The following is an 18,743-nucleotide window of genomic DNA, read 5'->3' as shown; positions in this document are numbered from 1 at the left end:
CTCATGCGTGAAACGTCCCGCGATCCGTCCCGAAATAAAGGCACCGAGCATCAAACCGGTCACCAGGGGAATGAACAGCCACCCGAAGTCATCGGCACCGTAATGCAGATGCCGGTACATCACATCAGGCGAACCCGCGACATACAGAAAAAATCCGCCGAAATTGAGCGCCAGGATCGCGATCAGAATCATGAAGCGCGGCGTGCCCAGCGCCTTTCCGTAGGAGCTTGCGATAGCGCGCGGATGTCCCGACTGCCGGCCTACCGGCGGCAAGGTTTCAGGCAGGAATAACGCCGCCCACAGCCAGACCGCGAGGCCAAGCAGCACCAGGAACCAGAATACCGAACGCCACCCGAAGGCATCGTGCAGCCAGCCGCCGAAGACCGGCGCGATCGCGGGCGCGAGCGCGAAGATCAGCATCACCTGCGACATGACGCGTTGCGCCGCCGCTCCCGCGAAGGCATCGCGGATGATGGCACGGCCCACCACCAGCGCGCCACTGGCCGATATACCCTGGCCGATACGCATAAGCAGCAGCCAGTGAATGTTCGGGGCCAGCGCGCAGCCTATCGAGGTGGCCACGTAAACCGCCGTGGACACCAGCACCACGGTTTTGCGTCCGTAAGCATCCGAAAGCGGACCGTACACCAACATCATCGTGGCGAACGCCAGAAGATAGAAGCTGAGTGTTTGCTGCAACACCACCGACGACACGGAAAATTCCCGCCCGATGTCTGGAAATGACGGTAGATAAGTATCGATGCTGAACGGCGCCAGCATCGCGAGCAGCGCCACGGTGAACGACAGCCACAGGCCATGACGGTGATGAGCGTGATGGACTGACTCGTGCATGGCGAAACGCGGGATCGGCCTGTTCAGATACGTGGAACGCGACGCTAGGCCGCGCGCCGGTGGCTCTTCAGGAAATTTGCCAGCAGTTCGTGCCCGTACTGCGTGAGTATCGACTCCGGATGGAACTGCACGCCCTCGACCGGCAGGGTCTTGTGTCGCACGCCCATGATCTCGCCATCGTCGGTCCAAGCGGTGATTTCCAGAACCTCCGGGATGCTGCCGCGCTCGATCACCAGCGAATGGTAGCGCGTGGCCTCGAACGGATTGGGTAGCCCGGAAAAAACTCCTTTGCCGGCATGGTGGATCATCGAGGTCTTGCCGTGCATCAGTTGCTTGGCCCGAATTATCTTCCCACCATAGGCCTGGCCGATGCTCTGGTGACCGAGACACACACCTAGAATCGGAAACTTAGCGCTGAGCTTTTGGATGGTCTCCACCGACACGCCGGCCTCGTTCGGCGTGCACGGGCCCGGCGAGATGACGATGTGGTCCGGTTTCAGCTTTTCAATTTCCGCCACCGAAATCTGGTCGTTGCGGTAGACGCGCACATCTTCGCCCAGCTCGCCCAGATACTGCACGAGGTTGTAAGTGAAGGAATCGTAGTTATCGATCATCAAGAGCATGGCTAAACTCCTTGCCGTCCGTTAAGACCGGCGGACGCCAGGGACACCGCGCGGAAGATGGCGCGCGCCTTGTTCATGGTTTCGTTCCATTCGGATCTCGGCACCGAATCGGCAACGATGCCGGCGCCGGCCTGGATATAAAGCATTCCGTTCCTGATCACCGCGGTACGGATGGCGATGGCCGTGTCCATGTTGCCGTTCCAACCGATGTATCCGACCGCCCCGGAGTAAATGCCACGGCGCGTGGGCTCGAGTTCCTCGATGATCTCCATCGCGCGCACCTTGGGCGCACCGCTCACGGTGCCGGCCGGAAACGTGGCGCGCAGGACGTCCACGGCGTCCATACCCGGTTTCAGTTCACCGTGCACATTGGAGACGATGTGCATCACGTGCGAATAGCGCTCGATGACCATTTTGTCCGTCACCTGCACGCTGCCCACCTTGGCCACGCGTCCGATATCGTTGCGCCCGAGATCCATCAACATGATGTGTTCGGCGCGCTCCTTGGGGTCGGCCAGCAGGTCCTTTTCCAGCGCCTGGTCCTCGGCCTCGGTCACGCCGCGCGGCCGCGTACCGGCGATCGGGCGCACCGTGACCTGCCCGTCCTCGAGACGTACCAGGATCTCCGGCGAGGAGCCGACGATATGAAAGTCCTTGAGGTCCATGAAATACATGTACGGCGAGGGATTGAGCGTGCGCAACGCCCGGTAGAGGTCGAGCGGGTCGGCGGCGAACGGGATCGTCAGGCGCTGCGACAACACCACCTGCATGATGTCGCCGGCACGGATGTACTCGCGCGATTGTTCGACCGCGGCCTCGAATCCTGGCTGCGTGAAACCCGAGGTGAAATCGGATTCGCCGACGGTCTTGTTTGGCGTCTCCGTCCTGGCGCGCGGAATACCCTCGCCCAGCTTCGCCACCAGTTCGTCCAGCCGCGCATTGGCCTTATCGTAGGCGGCGCCCGCGATCATCGGGTTCACGTGGATCACGACGTAGAGCTTGCCCTTGAGATTGTCGAACACCACGACCTCGTCCGACACCGTGAGCAGGATATCGGGCGCGCCGATGACATCGGGCTTGGCCATTCTCCCCAAGCGCGGCTCGATATAGCGGATGGTCTCGTAACCGAAATAGCCGACCAGCCCGCCGGTGAAGCGCGGCAGACCGGCGATCTCGGGCACGGTGTAGCGCGCCTTGAAACGGCGCGCGTAATCGAGCGGGTCGGAAACCGTTTCACGCTCGACCGGCTTGCCGTCCTTTTCCACGGTCACGTCATGGCCGGAGACGCGCAACAAGGTGCGCGCGGGCAATCCGATGATGGAATAGCGGCCCCACTTCTCGCCGCCCTGCACGGATTCGAACAGGTAGGAATACGGCCCGCGCGCGAGCTTGAGATAGACGCTTAGGGGAGTGTCGAGGTCGGCGAGGACCTCGCGCATCAGGGGGATGCGGTTGAAACCTTGGGAAGCGTAGTTATCGAATTCTTTTTTGCTTAACGACATGAATCACCATGAGATCACCAGTTAAATAGTCAGACAGCGACACGGCTAGCGGCCCGAGGCCACCACCAGCGCATGTCCGACCATTTACGTGTTCTGTGTCTCATGTGTGTCGATCAAGCATAAAGCCGCAGATACGGCGGCACATCGGTCAGCGAATTCACCACGGCGTCGGGGAGCGACTGACGGATATCGTGTCCGTGATTATAGCCATAAGTCACGCAAATGACAGGCATGCCCGCCGCGCGCGCGGCGTGCACGTCGTTGCTCGAATCCCCGACCAGCACCCCGTGCGTGGAATCGATGCCGAAATGCTCGCAGGCATGTCGCAGCGGCAGGGGATCGGGCTTCTGCTTCGGCAGACTGTCCCCGGACAACACCAGCTGGAAGTACTTATGTAAGTCGAGATTCCTGAGCAGCGGCAAGGTGAAGGCCTCGGCCTTGTTGGTGATGCAGACCAGCGAAAAACCTTGGGCCTTGAGACGTTCCAGCGCCTCCACCACACCCGGGTAAGGGCGGCTCAGATCGGAGACGGCCGCGGCGTAATGCCAGCGAAACAGCGCGAGCGCCTGCTCATAGAGTTTGTCCTCGGGTTCGGCCTGCATCTCGCCGGTAAGCGCGCGTTTCACGAAGCGCGGCACGCCATTGCCGATCCAGGCGCGGTAATGCGCCATGTCCCACACGGGACGCTTCAGGTCGGCGAGCATGCGGTTCGCTGCGGCAGCCAGATCCGGCACGCTATCGATGAGCGTGCCGTCGAGGTCGATCATGACCATCTTCACGGTCAGCGGAAAGGTCGCCATCTTTTTCGCCGTGGATTCCACTATCCCTTGGCCTTCGCCAGCTCGTCGCGCATCGCCTTGACGACCGAATTGTAACGATTCGGATCGCCGGCCTTGCCCGCGCTGAAGATGGCGGAACCGGCGACAAAGGTATCGGCGCCGGCCTCGGCGATCTCGCGGATGTTGTCCACCTTCACGCCGCCGTCGATCTCGAGGCGGATCGGGCGCCCGCTCGCGTCAATGAGCTTGCGCACCTCGCGCAGCTTGTCGAGCGAAGCGCGGATGAAACTCTGGCCGCCGAAACCCGGGTTCACCGACATGAGCAGAATCATGTCGACCTTGTCCATCACGTATTTGAGATAGTCGAGCGGGGTGGCCGGGTTGAACACCAGACCGCATTTGCAGCCCGAGTCGCGCACCAGTTGCAGGCTGCGGTCGATGTGCTCGGAGCCCTCCGGGTGAAACGTGATATACGTCGCGCCAGCCTTGGCGAAGTCGGGAATGATGCGATCCACCGGCTTGACCATCAGGTGCACGTCGATATCGGCCTTTACGCCATGTTTGCGCAGCGCCTCGCACACCAGCGGACCGATGGTGAGATTCGGCACGTAATGGTTGTCCATCACGTCGAAATGAACGATGTCGGCGCCGGAGGCGATGACATTCGTCACCTCTTCGCCCAGGCGGGCGAAATCGGCGGAGAGAATCGAAGGAGCAATCTTGTAGTCACGCATGGGGATATCAAACCTTCAAATAATGTGTTCAGAGTTATGTAGTGACAAATTAAAAGGCGCGGATCATGGACGACCCGCGTCAAGACGCGCACTTTACCCGAAGACCGGAAAATTTTCAGCCTCCGAGGCGATAGGCCCATCGCCGGCGTGGCTATATCGCCGTACGCGCTGAAACGGAGGTAACCGCCAGGTCACGGCCCGGATTATTGCCGGCGCGTCAGCAGCCAGCGGCTGATATTGCGCACGCTCTTGCCGATGAAACGCGCCGCGCGCTCGATCAGGGTTTTCCGGTCACGCGCCAGCGCCTGCCGCTCGGATTCGGTGAGCAATTCGGGCGCGTGGCTGCGCTTGAGCCGCGCGACCGCGACCCAGTCGGCCTCGCAGAATTTTCTGTACATCCACCGGGCCGCGACGTTCCAGGGACGGGGCCGGCGGAAATGCGCGGTGAAATCCACCACATGCGGCTCGCCGTCGGCGCCGACGAGAATGTTTCCCTGGCTGCGCAGATCACAGTGCGCCACCCCGAATTCATGCAAACGGTCCACCAGGCGGTAGAACCGCTCGAAGAACAACGGCGTCAGCCCGCCGGGTGGCACCTCGCGCGCGCTGGTCCCGGGCACGTACTCCAGCAACAGCGCGTCACGATTCACGACGCGCAACAATCGCGGCACGCCGCGCGCGCCGTCCAGCTGCCGCAGCGCCCGCGCCTCGCGGCGCACCGACAGCGGACCCACGAGACGCCGGAACCAGGGATCGGCCTGGCTGAAATCCTTGAGCACCGCCTCCTCGCCGTCCGCCCGGATCAGCAGCACGTCGGGGCGCGAGCCCCCGCCCCGCCGGAAGGTTTTCACGGTCAGGGCGCGCAGTTGCTCGAGTGAAAGATCTTGTAGCGAGGCCATACAACAGAGAATAATATGATCGTCACGACAAACTCAATGCAATTCGCGGGAGTATTCATGCCGTTAGCCATCACGCTGCACGTTCTTTCGGCGGTCGTCTGGGTGGGCGGGATGTTTTTTGCCTACATGGCATTGCGCCCGGTAGCCGCGAGTCTGCTGGAACCTCCGCTGCGGTTGCCGCTGTGGTCCAAGACCTTCGCGCGTTTCTTCCCTTGGGTTTGGGCAGCGGTAGTGCTGCTGCCAACCAGCGGCTACTGGATGATCTTCAGTACCTTCGAAGGCATGGACAACGTCGGCCTGTACGTCGATGTCATGCAGGTCATTGGCTTCGGCATGATTGGCATTTATCTATATATATTCTTCCTGCCTTATCAACGGATGAATCGGGCGATAGCCGCCGGCGATTTCGCCTCCGCCGGCAAACAGCTGGCCGTCATACGCCGGCTCATCGGCACCAATCTGATCCTCGGCCTGGTCACGATCATCGTTGCCACCGGCGGAGCCTATTGGCTGAACGTCGACTGAGCTCCGGCTTTCACGTCATCCCTGCCACCCCAGGCTGCTGATCCTCAATAGGATTTCGGCTTGTCAACGCCGCCGGCAACGGCGCGTTAAAACCAGGACAAACGCGATAATCCAGACTGTGACATAGCTGTTCCCGTTTCGCGTTGTATCTATCAACACAAACTCAAATGGAGAAACGCATCATGCTGAAACTGAAACTTGCCGCAGTCGGTACCATCCTCGCGCTGGCCGCCATACCGGTTGTTCACGCCGCGGACCCGGCGCCTCAGGGCAATCCCGAACTCCGCGGGGACAGGAAGGAAATCATCCAGGACCGACGGGAAATCCATCAGGACAAACGCGATATTCACCAGGACGTCCGGGCGCGTAACCAGGATCGCCGTGAACTGCGCGAGGATGTGCGTGAAGGCGACAAGGCCGGTGCAGCCAAAGAACATCGTGAGCTTAAAGCCGATAATGCCGACTTGCGCCGCGACCATCGCGACCTGCACGCAGACAAGAAAGACCTGCACCGCGACAAACGCGATTTGCGTCATGACCGCCGCAAGGCGGATGGCGCAAAAAGCTCATCATAAAGAATTGACTTTGCACTTCACACAAAAAAAGCGGGGTTAACAGGCCCCGCTTTTTTTGTACTTGTCATTTATCTTGCTATCAGCGCTCCGCGATTCCTGCGCATCTGGCAATCGGAACGCCAAACAAAAAAACCCGGATCAAGGTCCGGGCTTTTTTGTGTTTCGACGATTTATTTTTGTGAACAGGATTCTTTCGAAAAGTAAACGGCAAGCTGCTTAATAATATCCTTGGACAGCAGATTTGTCGTCGCATGCATGATCGGTTGAGGGCGTCTGCCGTCCTGGAACTGTAAGAGCTGCGCTTCGAGATACTCGGCATTCTGCCCGCAAAGCTTGGGAATGAGGCCTTGCACCGGAGCGGCTCCCCGGGGGCCATGACACTGTTCGCAGGAAGCTGTTTTTTCTCCGCCAGGACGGGCGACGTTTTCAGCGTGGACTGCCGAAACCCCCATCAGGAAAAGAGCGGCAAACGAGGTTGAGAGCACGACAATTCTATATTGCGGCACTTGAGTTATCTCCTAGGCGAGTTATACAAGGATGCTACCCAATATTTTGCACTTCATTTGGACAAAAAGAAAATACTTTGTCGCGGCCTTTTTCGGGGACGTTCGGGTCAGGATGCATGGCTGGAACAGAAAAAATTATGTGGCAATCGGCGGTTTTACTTCGCTACCAGCACACCGCGATACATGCGCATCTGGCAGGTAAACTCGTATTCACCCGGTTGCGGCGGTGTCACGACCACGTCCAGGGGTTTGCCTATCGGCAAGTCAGCGCTGACTCCGAGGCCGTCAAACAACGCTTTTTCCGCGCAGGGATTGGCGTCCTGGCGAAGGAAACGCAGGGTAACGGGTTTGCCTGCCGGCACTTCGATGCGGGCCGGCGTGTAAACGCCGTCGGCAACGATGATTTGAATCGGCTGCGATCCGGCGACGCGCAGCGCCTGCGGGCGGTACAGCCAGAACCACCAGACGATCAGTCCGATTAGACCCAGTCCAGCCAGATTGATGGTCCACGCGTTCATGTGCGGGCCTGTCCCGATTGAAACCATCGCAAGCGGTTGGCGTTGCTCACCACCGTCACCGACGACATCGCCATCGCCGCCCCGGCAATGATCGGATTGAGCAACAAGCCGGTGAACGGATATAGCGCGCCGGCGGCGATGGGTATGCCGAGAACGTTGTAAATAAACGCGCCGAACAGATTCTGCTTGATGTTGCGCACCGTGACGCGCGAAATGGCGATGGCGTCGGCCACGCCATGCAGCGATCCGCGCATCAGCGTCACGTCCGCGGACTCGATGGCCACGTCGGTGCCAGTGCCGATGGCATAACCCACGTCGGCCTGCGCCAGCGCCGGCGCATCATTAATGCCGTCGCCCACCATGCCGACGATCTCGCCGCGCGCCTGCAGCCCGGAAACTTTCGCGGCCTTGTCACCGGGCAACACTTCGGCCATCACTTCGTCCAAGCCGACTTCGCGTGCCACCGCCTCCGCGGTGGCACGGTTGTCGCCGGTGATCATTACCACTTTGAGGCCAATCGCGTGCAGCCGCGCGATGGCGGCTTTCGAGTCCGGCTTGATCGGATCGGCCACGGACACGATGCCGGCGACGGTATCGCCAACGGCAAGAAACATGGGCGTTTGTGCCTGCGCCGCGAGTTGTTCCGCGCGCTTGGGAAGGCTTCCGAGATCAATATTGTGTTTCGCCATCAGGCGCGCGTTGCCGAACAATACTTCCTTGCCCTCAATCGTCGCCGACACGCCGTGACCCGTGATGGCTTCAAAACCGCTGACGGCGGAAAGCTTGATGCCTTTGGCCTTGGCTGCCGAAACGATTGCCTCGGCGAGCGGGTGCTCCGAACCGGTCTCAATGCTCGCCGCCACCGTAAGCAGTTTCGTTTCGTCCCAGCCCGCCGCCGGCACCAGCGCGGTCACCGTGGGCCGGCCTTCGGTGACGGTGCCGGTCTTGTCGAGCACGATGGTGGTAAGTTTGCCCGCCTGCTGCAGCGCCTCGCCGTTGCGGATGAGAATGCCGTATTCCGCCGCCTTGCCCACGCCTACCATAATAGAGATGGGCGTGGCCAATCCAAGCGCGCAGGGACAGGCGATGATCAGCACCGTCATCGTGGCCACCAGCGAGTAGGAAAGCCTCGGCTCGGGACCGAAGTTATGCCACACGAGGAAAGTGATCACTGCGATAATCAAAACCGACGGCACGAACACGGCGGAGATCTGATCGGCGAGTCGGCCGATCGCGGGCTTGGAACTCTGCGCGCGGCGCACCATCTCGATGATGCGCGCGAGCGCAGTATCCGCGCCGATACGCTTGGCTTGGAACAGGAAGGTGCCGGACTTGTTGAACGTGGCACCCACCACTTCGTCGCCGACTTTTTTCTCCACCGGCATGGGTTCGCCGGTGAGCATGGACTCGTCAACGGAAGAATGGCCTTCGATAATGACGCCATCGACTGGGATTTTCTCGCCGGGGCGCACGCGGATGGTTTCATCGAGGCCGACCTCGGAGATCGGGATGTCGATCTCCTTTCCGTCACGGATCACACGCGCGGTTTTGGGCTGAAGCCCGATGAGGCGCTTGATCGCCTCCGATGTCTTGCCGCGGGCGCGCATCTCGAGCGCCTGGCCGAGGTTGATCAAGGAGATGATGATCGCGGCGGCCTCGAAATAGGCGTGGCGCGCGAGGCTGGGCACGAGGCCGGGAAAGACCACCACCAGCATGGAGTACACCCACGCCGCGCCGGTGCCAAGCGCGATGAGTGTGTCCATGTTGGCGTTGTGGGCGCGGAATGACTTCCATGCGCCGCGAAAAAAATGCCCGCCGGCATAGGCCAGCACCCACAGCGTCGCCGCGCCGACCGCCAGCCAGAAGACCCGGCCGGACGGCATATCGAGCATGGGCATGACGCCCATCAGCTCGGCGAGCATGAGCGGCAGGCCAATGACGCCGGCGGCGATGAACTTGCGCAGCAGCGCACGGTAGTGGGCCAGCTCAGCGGCCTCTTTTTCGGACTCGTCCTCGGGACCGCGCAGCTCGGCCGCGCCATAGCCGGACGCGGTGACCGCCGCGATAAGTGCTTTGGCATCGACACCGCCGCGCACCGTCGCGGTGTGTTCGGCAAAGTTCACCGCGGACTCGACGACGCCCGGTACATTCTTCAGTGCGTTCTCAACCGTCGCCACGCACCCGGCGCAGCTCATGCCGGAGATGGAAAGGCGATGCGTGCTCGCTTCCGCTGGGATCGCTGCTGTCACTGTCCGATCTGAAAGAATGGCGTAGAGTTAGTCTGCATATACTTCCGCAGGATAACCTACCTTGGTCAGTGCATTCACCGCTGCTTGCGGGTCAACACTGCCCTTTACTACAGCGCTCCCGTTCTTAAGATCGAACTCGGCACTGACATAGCCGGGTAATTTCGACAGCACCTCGGTCGCCTTGGCGATGCAGCCGCCGCACTTCATGCCCTTGACTGAAAATCGGGTTTCAACAGCACTCATAAATAACCTCTCACCTATTCACACAACAGAAGTTTCTTCATCATATTGCCGCCGTGCTCTCTGGTTTCAATGACATCCGGGGCAACGGCGAATCAGGTTATAACTGATAGCGTACACCACACCGACAGCGAACCCGGTCGCTGCCACTCCCACGAGGCCGTAGAGAACACCGCCAACGGTGAGCGGCTTGCTGGCGGCCTGCAACGGGGCGAGGCTGATGCCATGAAACCAGGCGTTGAAAAAATCCAGTGTGCCCTGCGGCCATAGGGCAACGGCGATCGCGCATGCCACATTCAACAGGGCGAACGTCGCCGCCAGCGCAATGCCCGCGGTCAATGGATTGAGTCTGTCCATATCAACCTCCTTCTGTTCTCTCGGAACAGATCCGCAACAAAGTCGGCACAGGAAAGACGCCCGCCCGGGTGCCTGACGCGTGTCCGGGCACCCCCTCCATCATTTCCCCATCATCCCGCCCTGAGCGCCGCCACCCATCTTCATGCCCTGCATCATTTTCATGTGCTCCTGCATCATCTGCATGTGTTCTTGCATGAGCTTTTCCCGCTCCTTGGGGTCCTTCGTGTCATGAATTTTGTGCATGAGGTCGTGCATCTTCATCATGTTTTCCTGCATCTGCGCCATCGGCATGCCGGCTTCCTTGCCGACGGGGGCTTTGGTGTCCTTGCCTGGTGCCTCCTTGGCCGGGGCGCCGGGTTTCTCCGGATGGTGCTCATCGACGGCGTACACTTGAGAAACGGAAAACATCAATACGGCTATGGTTGCGACCAACGTCAGTCTGTTCATGTATGTTCCCTCGGTTGGTTGAAATTATCCAGGAATGCTTCGTTCAGCAACAGATCGCGCGGGGCGAGAATCCCCTGCGCAAAGCTTACAAGACCGCCGAATACCTTCTTTGATAGACATCAACCTTCAAGGTTCCGCGTCTTGATCGGAGATACCCCCCCATAACACCGCATCACCAAACGGTGTCAGACTTCTTACTGCCGGGCTGGCACGGTGGGGATCGTCAGCACCAGCGGCGAATCACGATGATCATGAGAACCGGCACCACGATCCACTGCATGAGCGGCGCGAGGCCGATCCCCGCCACAAGCGACATGGAGGCCGCATAGCTCCATGCGCGCAACTGATATACGTTATACCACTCGCTGAAAATGGTATAGGCCAGACCCATCGCCACCATAATCACGCCGGCGCGCCACGGTCGATGCGTCGGCCAGGAGGAATCCCTGAATATGGCGGCGACAGAAATAAACAACGCAGTGGCGATCATGATATCGCCCGCAATGCAGTGAAGCAGATAAAAAAGAACGCGCCGGCCGCCGGCGTCTTCCCGCAAGGTATAAAGCGGAAGCTGCGCCACCTCCCACAGACCATGCAGCACGAGCGCCAGCAGCGCCCAGTGCAGCAGGCGTTTGAAGACGTCACAGAACACAAAAAAGTGGGGGGCTAGCCGCGCAGTTTGTCGCGCACGCGTTCGAGCCTGCCGCGCACGTCTTTAGCTATCCCTGCGATCTGGGGGTTGTCGGTGAGCCTCAGAACCGCGATCGGGTCCATGAATCCCACGTTGATTTGCTTGTCCGGCTGCTCGCGCACCACCACGTTGCACGGCAGCAGCAGGCCGATGTCGGGATCGGCGGTGATGGCCTTGTGCGCCAGCGGCGGGTTGCAGGCACCGAGAATGCGGTAAGGCGCGCCATCGACGTTGAGCTTGGCCTTCATCGTCGCCTGCACGTCGATATCGGTGAGCACGCCGAAACCTTCGGTCTTCAGCGCCTCGGTAACGCGTTTGACGGTGTTGTCAAAACTGTCCTTCAGTATGATGTTGAATCCATACATGGTGTGGCTCCTATTTTTTGTCCGAATCACTCAACAGATATTTGATGAGCGCGGCGATGATCAGAATAACAATGATCCAGATGGCAATACCCATTAGTGACTCTCCTTCAAAAATAGTTCGCGATTATGATCGGCTGCTGCAGTTCAACGCTTCGACGCGGCCGTCCGAGCCTCGGTCTCGCGCCAACGCTGATAGACCTCCGCCGGCCACAGCGCCTGATACCAGGCGATGATGTCCTCGATGTCCTGATCGCTAAGCCGCCCCCTCCACGCCGGCATCACCGGTTCCCCGTGGCGCGTCGCGCCATTCCTGATGATCGCGATCATGTCCTGCTTGCGTCGCTTCCACACGTTGCCGTCGCCATTCAAGGGTGGCGCGGCGACCACCTGGGGATTCTGCCAGTCGGGATGTCCCTGCGCCTCCGGCCCGTGGCACAGGGCGCAGTGCTCCTGGTACAGGCGCACGCCGCGAAACAGGCTTTCCGTGGAGAAGGGCCGGTTGGTTTGGTCCTTGACGGCCGGCGCCTCCGGTTCTTTTTTGCCGCAAGCGCCGACCCACAGCGCTGCCGCCATCATCAGTGCAATTTTTTTCATGCCCTTGGAATCGGTATGCCCGCCGCCGTTGCCGCAATGATAATTGTTGCGCGCGACAAAGAAAATCGTCGGCCCGTCAAGGGTTCAATGCCGATGATCGTGCTGATGGTTTTTCTTCGGCCCGGCGAGGCCCTGAATGAAATTCACCAGATCCCAGATATTTTTTTCACTCAGCTGGCCGTTCCACGGCGGCATCGGCCCGCGGCCGTTGGCGATCTTCCAGGCAAAATCCCCGTCCGGATGCTGCCCGGCCATGACCGTCAAATCGGCCGGTCTGGGATTGAGCGCCGCACCCGCGGGTCCATCGCCGCGCGCGCTTGCGCCATGACAGCTGGCGCAGTTCGCGGCAAACAATTTCCGTCCGCGTTGCCGCGAGGCGCGATCCGCGGCCACGGGGTTGGGGCGCTTCGCGGCATCCTCCGGCGCCATCCAGTGACCGCCGGTTACCGTCGCGGCTCCGTGTTCATGCATTTTATCGTGGTCCGTCCCCTGCTCGCTGGCGCCGGCCAGAGCAGAACACGGCAGGCCGATCAACGCCAACAGAATCATTCCCCGGCGAAAAATTTTCGTGGCTGTCATTCGTTCTGGTTCCTCCGAAACTGAAACTTGATATTAGCGATATCCTGAACTTCAGGCGCATTGTGCCATAATACAGTGCAAGCCATTCATGCCGATCATCCCGACCTGCCGTAATAGTCCATGCTGCGTCTGACCGAAATAAGGCTCGGCCTCGACCACCGCGAGCCCGACCTCAAGGCCGCGATCCTGCGCGCGCTGGGAATATCCGAACCGGAGCTGCTCGGCTTCCACGTGCGCCGCCGTGGCTACGACGCGCGCAAGGCCAGCGAAGTCGTGTTCGTCTACACCCTCGACGCCGAGGTCAAAGACGAGCCGGCGCTGCTGGCGCGCTTCAAGCACAGCCAGCACATCAGGCAAGCGCCGGACGAGACTTATCGTTACCCGGTCCAGGCGCCGGCGAATTTCGGCAAACGGCCGGTGGTCATCGGCGCCGGTCCCTGCGGCCTGTTCGCCGGGTTGTCGCTCGCGCGCATGGGCTTTCGGCCGCTGATTCTGGAGCGCGGCAAGGATGTGCGCGAACGCAGCCAGGACGTGTGGGGCTTCTGGCGCGGGCGTCACCTCAATCCAGAATCCAACGTGCAGTTCGGCGAAGGTGGCGCCGGCACCTTCTCCGACGGCAAGCTGCACACCGGCATCAAGGACCGCGGGCATCATATAAAAAAGATTCTCCAGGACTTCGTGGACGCCGGCGCGCCCGAGGAAATCCTTTACATCAGCAAGCCACACATCGGCACGCTGCGGCTGGTCAAGGTGGTTGAGAACCTGCGCCACCGGATCGTCGAGCTCGGCGGCGAGATCCGCTTCGAGAGCCATGTCACGGATATCATTATTGAAGACGGCGATGTGCAGGGACGCACAAGTGCCGCGGGAGGAAGGATGCCGAGAGCGGCCGCAGTGCGCGGCGTGACGCTCGCCAGCGGCGAAACCATCGCGACGGATTACGTCATCCTGGCCCTGGGCCACAGCGCGCGCGACACGTTTGAAATGCTGCATCGCCGTGGCGTGCACATCGAACCTAAGCCATTTTCCATCGGCTTTCGCATCGAACATCCGCAGACGCTGATCAACCGCTGCCGCCTCGGCTCGGAGGCCGCGCATCCGGTGCTCGGCGCCGCCGATTACAAGCTGGTGCACCACTGCCGCAACGGGCGCACGGTGTACAGCTTCTGTATGTGTCCCGGCGGGCAAGTGGTGGCGGCCACCTCGGAGGAAGGACTCGTGGTCACCAACGGCATGAGTCATTACTCGCGCAACGAGCGCAACGCCAACGCCGGTGTCGTTGTCGACATTACGCCACAGGACTTCGGGAGCGATGATCCGCTTGCTGGCATTGCATTACAGCGCCGGCTCGAGGAAAAGGCGTTTGAGCTGGGCGGAAAAAATTACAACGCGCCGGCCCAGCGCGTCGGCGATTTTCTCGCCGGACGTCCTTCTACCGGGCCGGGTTCGGTCATACCTTCGTACACGCCCGGTGTGACCTGGACTGACCTGGGCAAAGCGCTGCCGGACTACGCCATCGCCGCCATACGCGAGGCGATTCCGGCATTCGACAAAATGCTGAAGGGTTTCGCCATGGACGACGCCGTGCTCACCGCGGTGGAGACACGCACTTCCTCGCCGATCCGCATCACGCGCGATGAGAATTTCGAAAGCACGAATACCAAGGGTTTATTTCCGGCCGGCGAAGGCGCGGGCTTTGCCGGCGGCATCATCTCTGCTGCCGTGGATGGCATGAAAACGGCCGAGGCGGTGGCGCAAAAAATAACTCAATGCAGGTTGGACTGAGCGATAGCAAAGCCCAGCATCGGGCCATAGGATTTTTTGTTAGGGTTCATTACATTCACCCCAACCTATACGAGCTACTGTCAGACATTAATTGCCCGAAGCTCCGTAATAGCTCCACGCAACACGAATAGCGCTGACCGAAGAAAAAGCGCGGCGAGTACCAGACCAACCAGGATATCGGGCCAGCCTGAATCGGTGAGCCATACGCCTGCGGCGGCAAACAACACCGATACATTCGCGACAATGTCGTTGCGAGAACACAACCAAACTGAACTCATGTTTATGTCATCGGCCCGATGCCGCCAGAGTAAAACAAAACAAATGCTGTTCGCGGCAAGCGCCAGCAGGCCAATGGCGCCGATGGCCTCGAAAACCGGAACCTGCGGGAAAACGATCCTGTAAACTGCCTGCCCAAGCACGAAAAGACCAAAGGCCGCCATGATGCCGCCTTTGAATAGGGCGGCAATGGCTTTCATTCTCGCGCCGCGCGCGACGACGTAGATGCTGAAGCCGTAAACCAGGGCATCGCCCAGCATATCCATCGAATCCGCCAACAGCGAGACGGAACCAGAGATCAGGCCCGCCGTGAGTTCTACGATGAACATGACGGCATTGATGCCCAACACTGTCTTGAGCGTCGAGCTCTGGCGATCACGAAGCGCCTCGATCTCGCAAGCTTTGTCGTTGCAACAATCAGCCATTGGCTGTCCTGAAAAATGTCTGACCGGATATAGCTGAATCAAGTTCCATAATTAAAAAAACGAAATGCCGTGTCGCTGGTCGCTTTCCCAGGAACAAGGGCTATCTGACAGCGCGCGCCACGATGTCGCTGCCGGTCAGGCGCGTGAGCGCCTCGCGGTATTTCTCCGCCGTCTTAGCGATGACTTCCGGCGGCAGTTTCGGCGCCGGCGGTTTTTTGTTCCAGCCGATGGACTCCAGATAATCGCGCACGAACTGCTTGTCGTAGCTCGGCGGATTCGCGCCCGGCTTGTAGGAATCGGCCGGCCAGAAGCGCGAGGAATCCGGCGTCAGCACTTCGTCGATCAGCGTCAGCGTTCCTTTCTCGTCCAGGCCGAACTCGACTTTGGTGTCGGCAATGATGATCCCGCGCGTGAGGGCGTATTGCGCGCAGTCCTTATATATGGCGAGGGTCGCACTCTTCACTTTTCCGGCGATATCCTTGCCCAGAATTTCCGCAGCCTTCTCGAGGCTGATGTTCTCGTCGTGATGGCCGACGGCCGCCTTGGTCGAGGGAGTGAAAATCGGTTCCGGCAGACGGTCCGCCTCCTTCAGGCCCGCGGGCAGCTTGATGCCGCAGACCGTGCCACTCTTCTGATATTCCTTCCAGCCGCTGCCGGCGAGATAGCCGCGCACGATGGCCTCCACCGGCAACGCCTTGAGTTTGCGCACCACGATCGCACGGCCCTCGATCTGTTTGCGCTCGGCCGGGTCCTTCAACACCTTTTCCAGCGGCATGTCGGACAGTTGATTTGGAATCAGGTGGCGCGTGCGCTGGAACCAGAAATTCGACATCGCGGTGAGCAACGCGCCCTTGCCGGGGATGGGATCGGGCAGCACCACGTCGAAGGCCGACAGCCGGTCGGTGGTGACGATGAGCATGTGCCGGTCGTCGATATCGTAGATGTCGCGCACCTTGCCGCGATGGCGCAGCTTGAGACTCTTGATGTCCGATTGAAATAAGGTTTCTGGCATGCGACGTACTCCTAAAACGAAGGCGCGAACGCAGCGATTCTAACCGCTCGGAATGCGGCGCACTATAGCAAAAGAACTACTTGTATTTAATCTTGAAAATCAGAATCGTCATCGACAGTCCGAGTGTAATGGCGTTGGCAACGATGACCGGCATGGCATCGATCTCGATGCCGTAGAACAGCCACATCAGTACGCCGCCGCTGAAAATCGCGAACATGCCCAGGGAGATGTCGGTCGCGTGTTTTGTCTTCCAGATCTTGACGACCTGGGGGATGAAAGCCACCGTGGTGAGGATGCCGGCGATAAAACCCAGTGTGCTGGCGGATTCCATAAGCCTCCTATTGCCTGCGGCATCGGCGTCCCGCCGGCAGACATGGCGGACAAGCACCACCGTTCGGTATCAATGAAAACCCCCGTATTCCTCAAGAAATCCGGGATACGGAGTGGTTCCGGTCGCAACGTAACTCAATAGTAGCTATTCTGAATATATAAACCAAAGTCTATCGTCGACATTCGCGTGACACGCGACGACAATAAACCTTGAATATGAAACGAACAATAATGTGCATCCCGGTTTGGCAACGCGCCGTTGCGTTTTTTCTCCTACTCACGCTCTCCCCAATTACCTTCTCCGGCAACGTGCAAGCCAAGGAACCGCTGACCCTGGCGGTGCATCCCTATCTGCCTGTCAACGAGATCATTACACGTTTCACACCGCTTGCGGATTATCTCGGTAAAGAGATCGGACAGCCGGTGTCGGTTCGGGTCGGCAGCGACTACCAGGAACATATCGTGTACGTCGGCAAAGACGAGGCCGATATCGCCTTCATGGGACCCGCCCCCTATGTCACGATGGTCGCCAAATACGGAAAGAAACCGATACTGGCGCGTCTCGAGATCAGAGGCCAACCTCTGTTCCAGGGCAATTTCATCGTCCGCCAGGACAGTCCCCTGAAAACGCTCGCCGATTTGAAAGGCAAGCGTTTCGCCTTCGGCGATCGCGACTCCACGATGAGCCACCTGGTTCCTCAATACATGCTCGAAAAAGCGGGTGTGACCCTCGACAAGCTCGCCGACTACAAATTCCTGGGCAGTCACAACAACGTCGTGCTTGCGGTTCTCTCGGGAGACTTCGATGCCGGCGCGGTCAAGGACGAAATCTACGACAAGTTCGCACCGCAGGGGCTGCGCTCACTCGCCAGCACGCCATTTTTCTCCGAGCATCTGTTCGTCACGCGCAGCACGCTCCCCCCGAACATCATCCAGATCGCGCGCGCGGCGATGGCCAAACTCAAAGACACACCCGAGGGGCGGGAAATCCTGAAGGCCGTCAATCCGAACGCCACCGCCCTCGTGCCCGCCGCGGACACGGACTACGACAATCTTCGCCAGGTACTGAAAGCGCTTGGGCAACTGGGCAAATAAGAAACCGATGCGTCGCATGGGCGGTTTCTACCGCTATGGTCCCGGGCCAGCGCTGATTCTGTTCCTTACCCCGCTGCTCATCGCGGCGGCGGCGCTGTGGTGGCAGCATTATCACGACGATCTCGATGACGCCCGGCGCGCCGCGGAAAGCGAATTCCGGATCGTTACTTCCGTCCTGACCGACAACATCCAGAAAAAGAACTACCAGGTCATCGACACCCTTCTAAACGAATGGGGCGCGAATTCCCATGACATTGTCGAGCTCAGGCTTGTGGCGGCAAACGGTTTCGTGCTGGGCCAGTACCAGCGACACGAGCCCGCACAACACAGTCTTGAGTTGAAAACACTGATTGAATATTCCTACGACAAGAAGGCGACACTCACCGCGAAGAAAGACCTGGCCACGGTTTATGCGAAACGCGACAACCTCGCCCTGCAACTGATCGTGGGCTCCCTGTTCGTCGGCAGCGCATTCTGGTTTCTCATCGACACCGTAATCCGCCGGCGGCGGGAAGCGGCCGTCCTGAAGGCGCGCACGGAGGAATTGTTCGAGGAAAAACAGCTCGTCGAAATCACACTGCATTCCATCGGCGACGCCGTCATCACCACCGACCCGCTCGGCAAGATCGCCTATATGAACCCCATCGCCGAACAGCTCACCGGCTGGTCCCAGCCGGAGGCGCGTGACCAGCCGTTGCCCGACGTATTCCGTATCGTCGATGAAGTGACGCGGAAACCCGCCATCAACCCCGTCGCCCTGTGCCTGGAAGAGGGGAGCGTGGTGT

Annotated in this window: 24 protein-coding genes; 5 read left to right on the top strand and 19 right to left on the bottom strand. The window is 59.9% G+C overall.

The window, feature by feature from the left end:
- The 6 genes from ACC569_RS09805 to ACC569_RS09780 all read right to left on the bottom strand — a co-directional run.
- A partial coding sequence (locus tag ACC569_RS09805; RefSeq protein WP_372523338.1) for a multidrug effflux MFS transporter occupies positions 1-852 on the bottom strand: 852 nt, incomplete at its 3' end.
- A gap of 44 nt (positions 853-896) precedes the next feature.
- Positions 897-1,475 carry an aminodeoxychorismate/anthranilate synthase component II gene (locus ACC569_RS09800; RefSeq protein ID WP_372523337.1) on the bottom strand — a complete coding sequence of 193 codons (579 nt, stop codon included), beginning with the start codon at positions 1,473-1,475 and terminating at the stop codon, positions 897-899.
- Between the two features lie 2 nt (positions 1,476-1,477).
- Positions 1,478-2,977 carry an anthranilate synthase component I gene (trpE, locus tag ACC569_RS09795; RefSeq protein WP_372523336.1) on the bottom strand — a complete coding sequence of 500 codons (1,500 nt, stop codon included), beginning with the start codon at positions 2,975-2,977 and terminating at the stop codon, positions 1,478-1,480.
- A gap of 113 nt (positions 2,978-3,090) precedes the next feature.
- Positions 3,091-3,777, bottom strand: a complete 687-nt coding sequence (locus ACC569_RS09790; protein ID WP_372523335.1) for a phosphoglycolate phosphatase — start codon at positions 3,775-3,777, stop codon at positions 3,091-3,093.
- A 20-nt stretch (positions 3,778-3,797) separates the two neighbouring features.
- On the bottom strand, positions 3,798-4,490 hold the full coding sequence (gene rpe, locus ACC569_RS09785) for a ribulose-phosphate 3-epimerase (RefSeq protein WP_372523334.1): 693 nt from the start codon (positions 4,488-4,490) through the stop codon (positions 3,798-3,800).
- A 203-nt stretch (positions 4,491-4,693) separates the two neighbouring features.
- A complete protein-coding gene (locus ACC569_RS09780) occupies positions 4,694-5,389 on the bottom strand; it encodes a hypothetical protein (RefSeq protein ID WP_372523333.1) in 696 nt (231 codons plus the stop codon).
- A 57-nt stretch (positions 5,390-5,446) separates the two neighbouring features.
- On the opposite strand from ACC569_RS09780, the gene ACC569_RS09775 reads away from it, so the two are divergent.
- Together ACC569_RS09775 and ACC569_RS09770 are read left to right on the top strand one after the other, a co-directional pair.
- Positions 5,447-5,914: a CopD family protein gene (locus tag ACC569_RS09775; protein WP_372523332.1), complete on the top strand. Its 468-nt coding sequence runs from the start codon at positions 5,447-5,449 to the stop codon at positions 5,912-5,914.
- Between the two features lie 182 nt (positions 5,915-6,096).
- Positions 6,097-6,489, top strand: a complete 393-nt coding sequence (locus ACC569_RS09770; RefSeq protein ID WP_372523331.1) for a hypothetical protein — start codon at positions 6,097-6,099, stop codon at positions 6,487-6,489.
- A 170-nt stretch (positions 6,490-6,659) separates the two neighbouring features.
- Here ACC569_RS09770 and ACC569_RS09765 read toward each other — a convergent pair whose 3' ends face one another.
- From ACC569_RS09765 to ACC569_RS09720, 10 genes are all read right to left on the bottom strand, one after another.
- A complete protein-coding gene (locus tag ACC569_RS09765; RefSeq protein ID WP_372523330.1) occupies positions 6,660-6,995 on the bottom strand; it encodes a cytochrome c in 336 nt (111 codons plus the stop codon).
- Positions 6,996-7,150: 155 nt separating this feature from the next.
- On the bottom strand, positions 7,151-7,513 hold the full coding sequence (locus tag ACC569_RS09760; RefSeq protein ID WP_372523329.1) for a cupredoxin domain-containing protein: 363 nt from the start codon (positions 7,511-7,513) through the stop codon (positions 7,151-7,153).
- Positions 7,510-9,762, bottom strand: coding sequence for a heavy metal translocating P-type ATPase (locus ACC569_RS09755; protein WP_372523328.1), 2,253 nt, complete (start codon positions 9,760-9,762; stop codon positions 7,510-7,512). Before ACC569_RS09755 ends, ACC569_RS09760 begins: the two co-directional genes overlap by 4 nt.
- 27 nt (positions 9,763-9,789) lie before the next feature.
- Entirely contained in the window at positions 9,790-10,005 is a 216-nt protein-coding gene (locus ACC569_RS09750; protein ID WP_372523327.1) for a heavy-metal-associated domain-containing protein, read from the bottom strand.
- 66 nt (positions 10,006-10,071) lie between these two features.
- A complete protein-coding gene (locus ACC569_RS09745; protein ID WP_372523326.1) occupies positions 10,072-10,359 on the bottom strand; it encodes a DUF5676 family membrane protein in 288 nt (95 codons plus the stop codon).
- Positions 10,360-10,458: 99 nt separating this feature from the next.
- A complete protein-coding gene (locus ACC569_RS09740; protein ID WP_372523325.1) occupies positions 10,459-10,806 on the bottom strand; it encodes a hypothetical protein in 348 nt (115 codons plus the stop codon).
- 223 nt (positions 10,807-11,029) lie between these two features.
- Entirely contained in the window at positions 11,030-11,458 is a 429-nt protein-coding gene (locus tag ACC569_RS09735; RefSeq protein ID WP_372523324.1) for a hypothetical protein, read from the bottom strand.
- A gap of 14 nt (positions 11,459-11,472) precedes the next feature.
- Positions 11,473-11,862, bottom strand: a complete 390-nt coding sequence (locus ACC569_RS09730) for a DUF302 domain-containing protein (protein WP_372523323.1) — start codon at positions 11,860-11,862, stop codon at positions 11,473-11,475.
- Positions 11,863-12,006: 144 nt separating this feature from the next.
- Positions 12,007-12,456, bottom strand: coding sequence for a cytochrome c (locus tag ACC569_RS09725; protein ID WP_372523322.1), 450 nt, complete (start codon positions 12,454-12,456; stop codon positions 12,007-12,009).
- Positions 12,457-12,540: 84 nt separating this feature from the next.
- A complete protein-coding gene (locus tag ACC569_RS09720) occupies positions 12,541-13,035 on the bottom strand; it encodes a cytochrome c (protein ID WP_372523321.1) in 495 nt (164 codons plus the stop codon).
- 120 nt (positions 13,036-13,155) lie between these two features.
- Here ACC569_RS09720 and ACC569_RS09715 point away from each other — a divergent pair, with 120 nt between their 5' ends.
- Positions 13,156-14,820 (top strand): NAD(P)/FAD-dependent oxidoreductase, encoded by a 1,665-nt coding sequence (locus tag ACC569_RS09715; RefSeq protein WP_372523320.1) that lies wholly within the window; start codon positions 13,156-13,158, stop codon positions 14,818-14,820.
- An 80-nt stretch (positions 14,821-14,900) separates the two neighbouring features.
- On the opposite strand, the gene ACC569_RS09710 is transcribed toward ACC569_RS09715, so the two are convergent.
- The 3 genes from ACC569_RS09710 to ACC569_RS09700 form a co-directional block, all read right to left on the bottom strand.
- Positions 14,901-15,521, bottom strand: coding sequence for a cation transporter (locus ACC569_RS09710; RefSeq protein WP_372523319.1), 621 nt, complete (start codon positions 15,519-15,521; stop codon positions 14,901-14,903).
- Positions 15,522-15,621: 100 nt separating this feature from the next.
- Positions 15,622-16,533, bottom strand: a complete 912-nt coding sequence (locus ACC569_RS09705; protein ID WP_372523318.1) for a phosphoribosylaminoimidazolesuccinocarboxamide synthase — start codon at positions 16,531-16,533, stop codon at positions 15,622-15,624.
- Positions 16,534-16,609: 76 nt separating this feature from the next.
- Entirely contained in the window at positions 16,610-16,864 is a 255-nt protein-coding gene (locus ACC569_RS09700) for a SemiSWEET transporter (RefSeq protein WP_372523317.1), read from the bottom strand.
- 215 nt (positions 16,865-17,079) lie between these two features.
- Here ACC569_RS09700 and phnD point away from each other — a divergent pair, with 215 nt between their 5' ends.
- Together phnD and ACC569_RS09690 are read left to right on the top strand one after the other, a co-directional pair.
- Complete coding sequence (gene phnD, locus ACC569_RS09695) at positions 17,080-17,958, top strand: phosphate/phosphite/phosphonate ABC transporter substrate-binding protein (RefSeq protein ID WP_372523316.1); 879 nt, start codon at positions 17,080-17,082, stop codon at positions 17,956-17,958.
- The coding region (locus ACC569_RS09690; RefSeq protein ID WP_372523315.1) for a PAS domain-containing protein at positions 17,939-18,743 on the top strand (805 nt) is incomplete at its 3' end. The genes phnD and ACC569_RS09690, both read left to right, overlap by 20 nt.

Source organism: Sulfuricaulis sp. (genome assembly GCF_041499725.1).
GTDB lineage: Bacteria > Pseudomonadota > Gammaproteobacteria > Acidiferrobacterales > Sulfurifustaceae > Sulfuricaulis.
The sequence above is the reverse complement of the archived record's forward strand: the minus strand, read 5'-3'. Positions and strand labels throughout refer to the sequence as shown.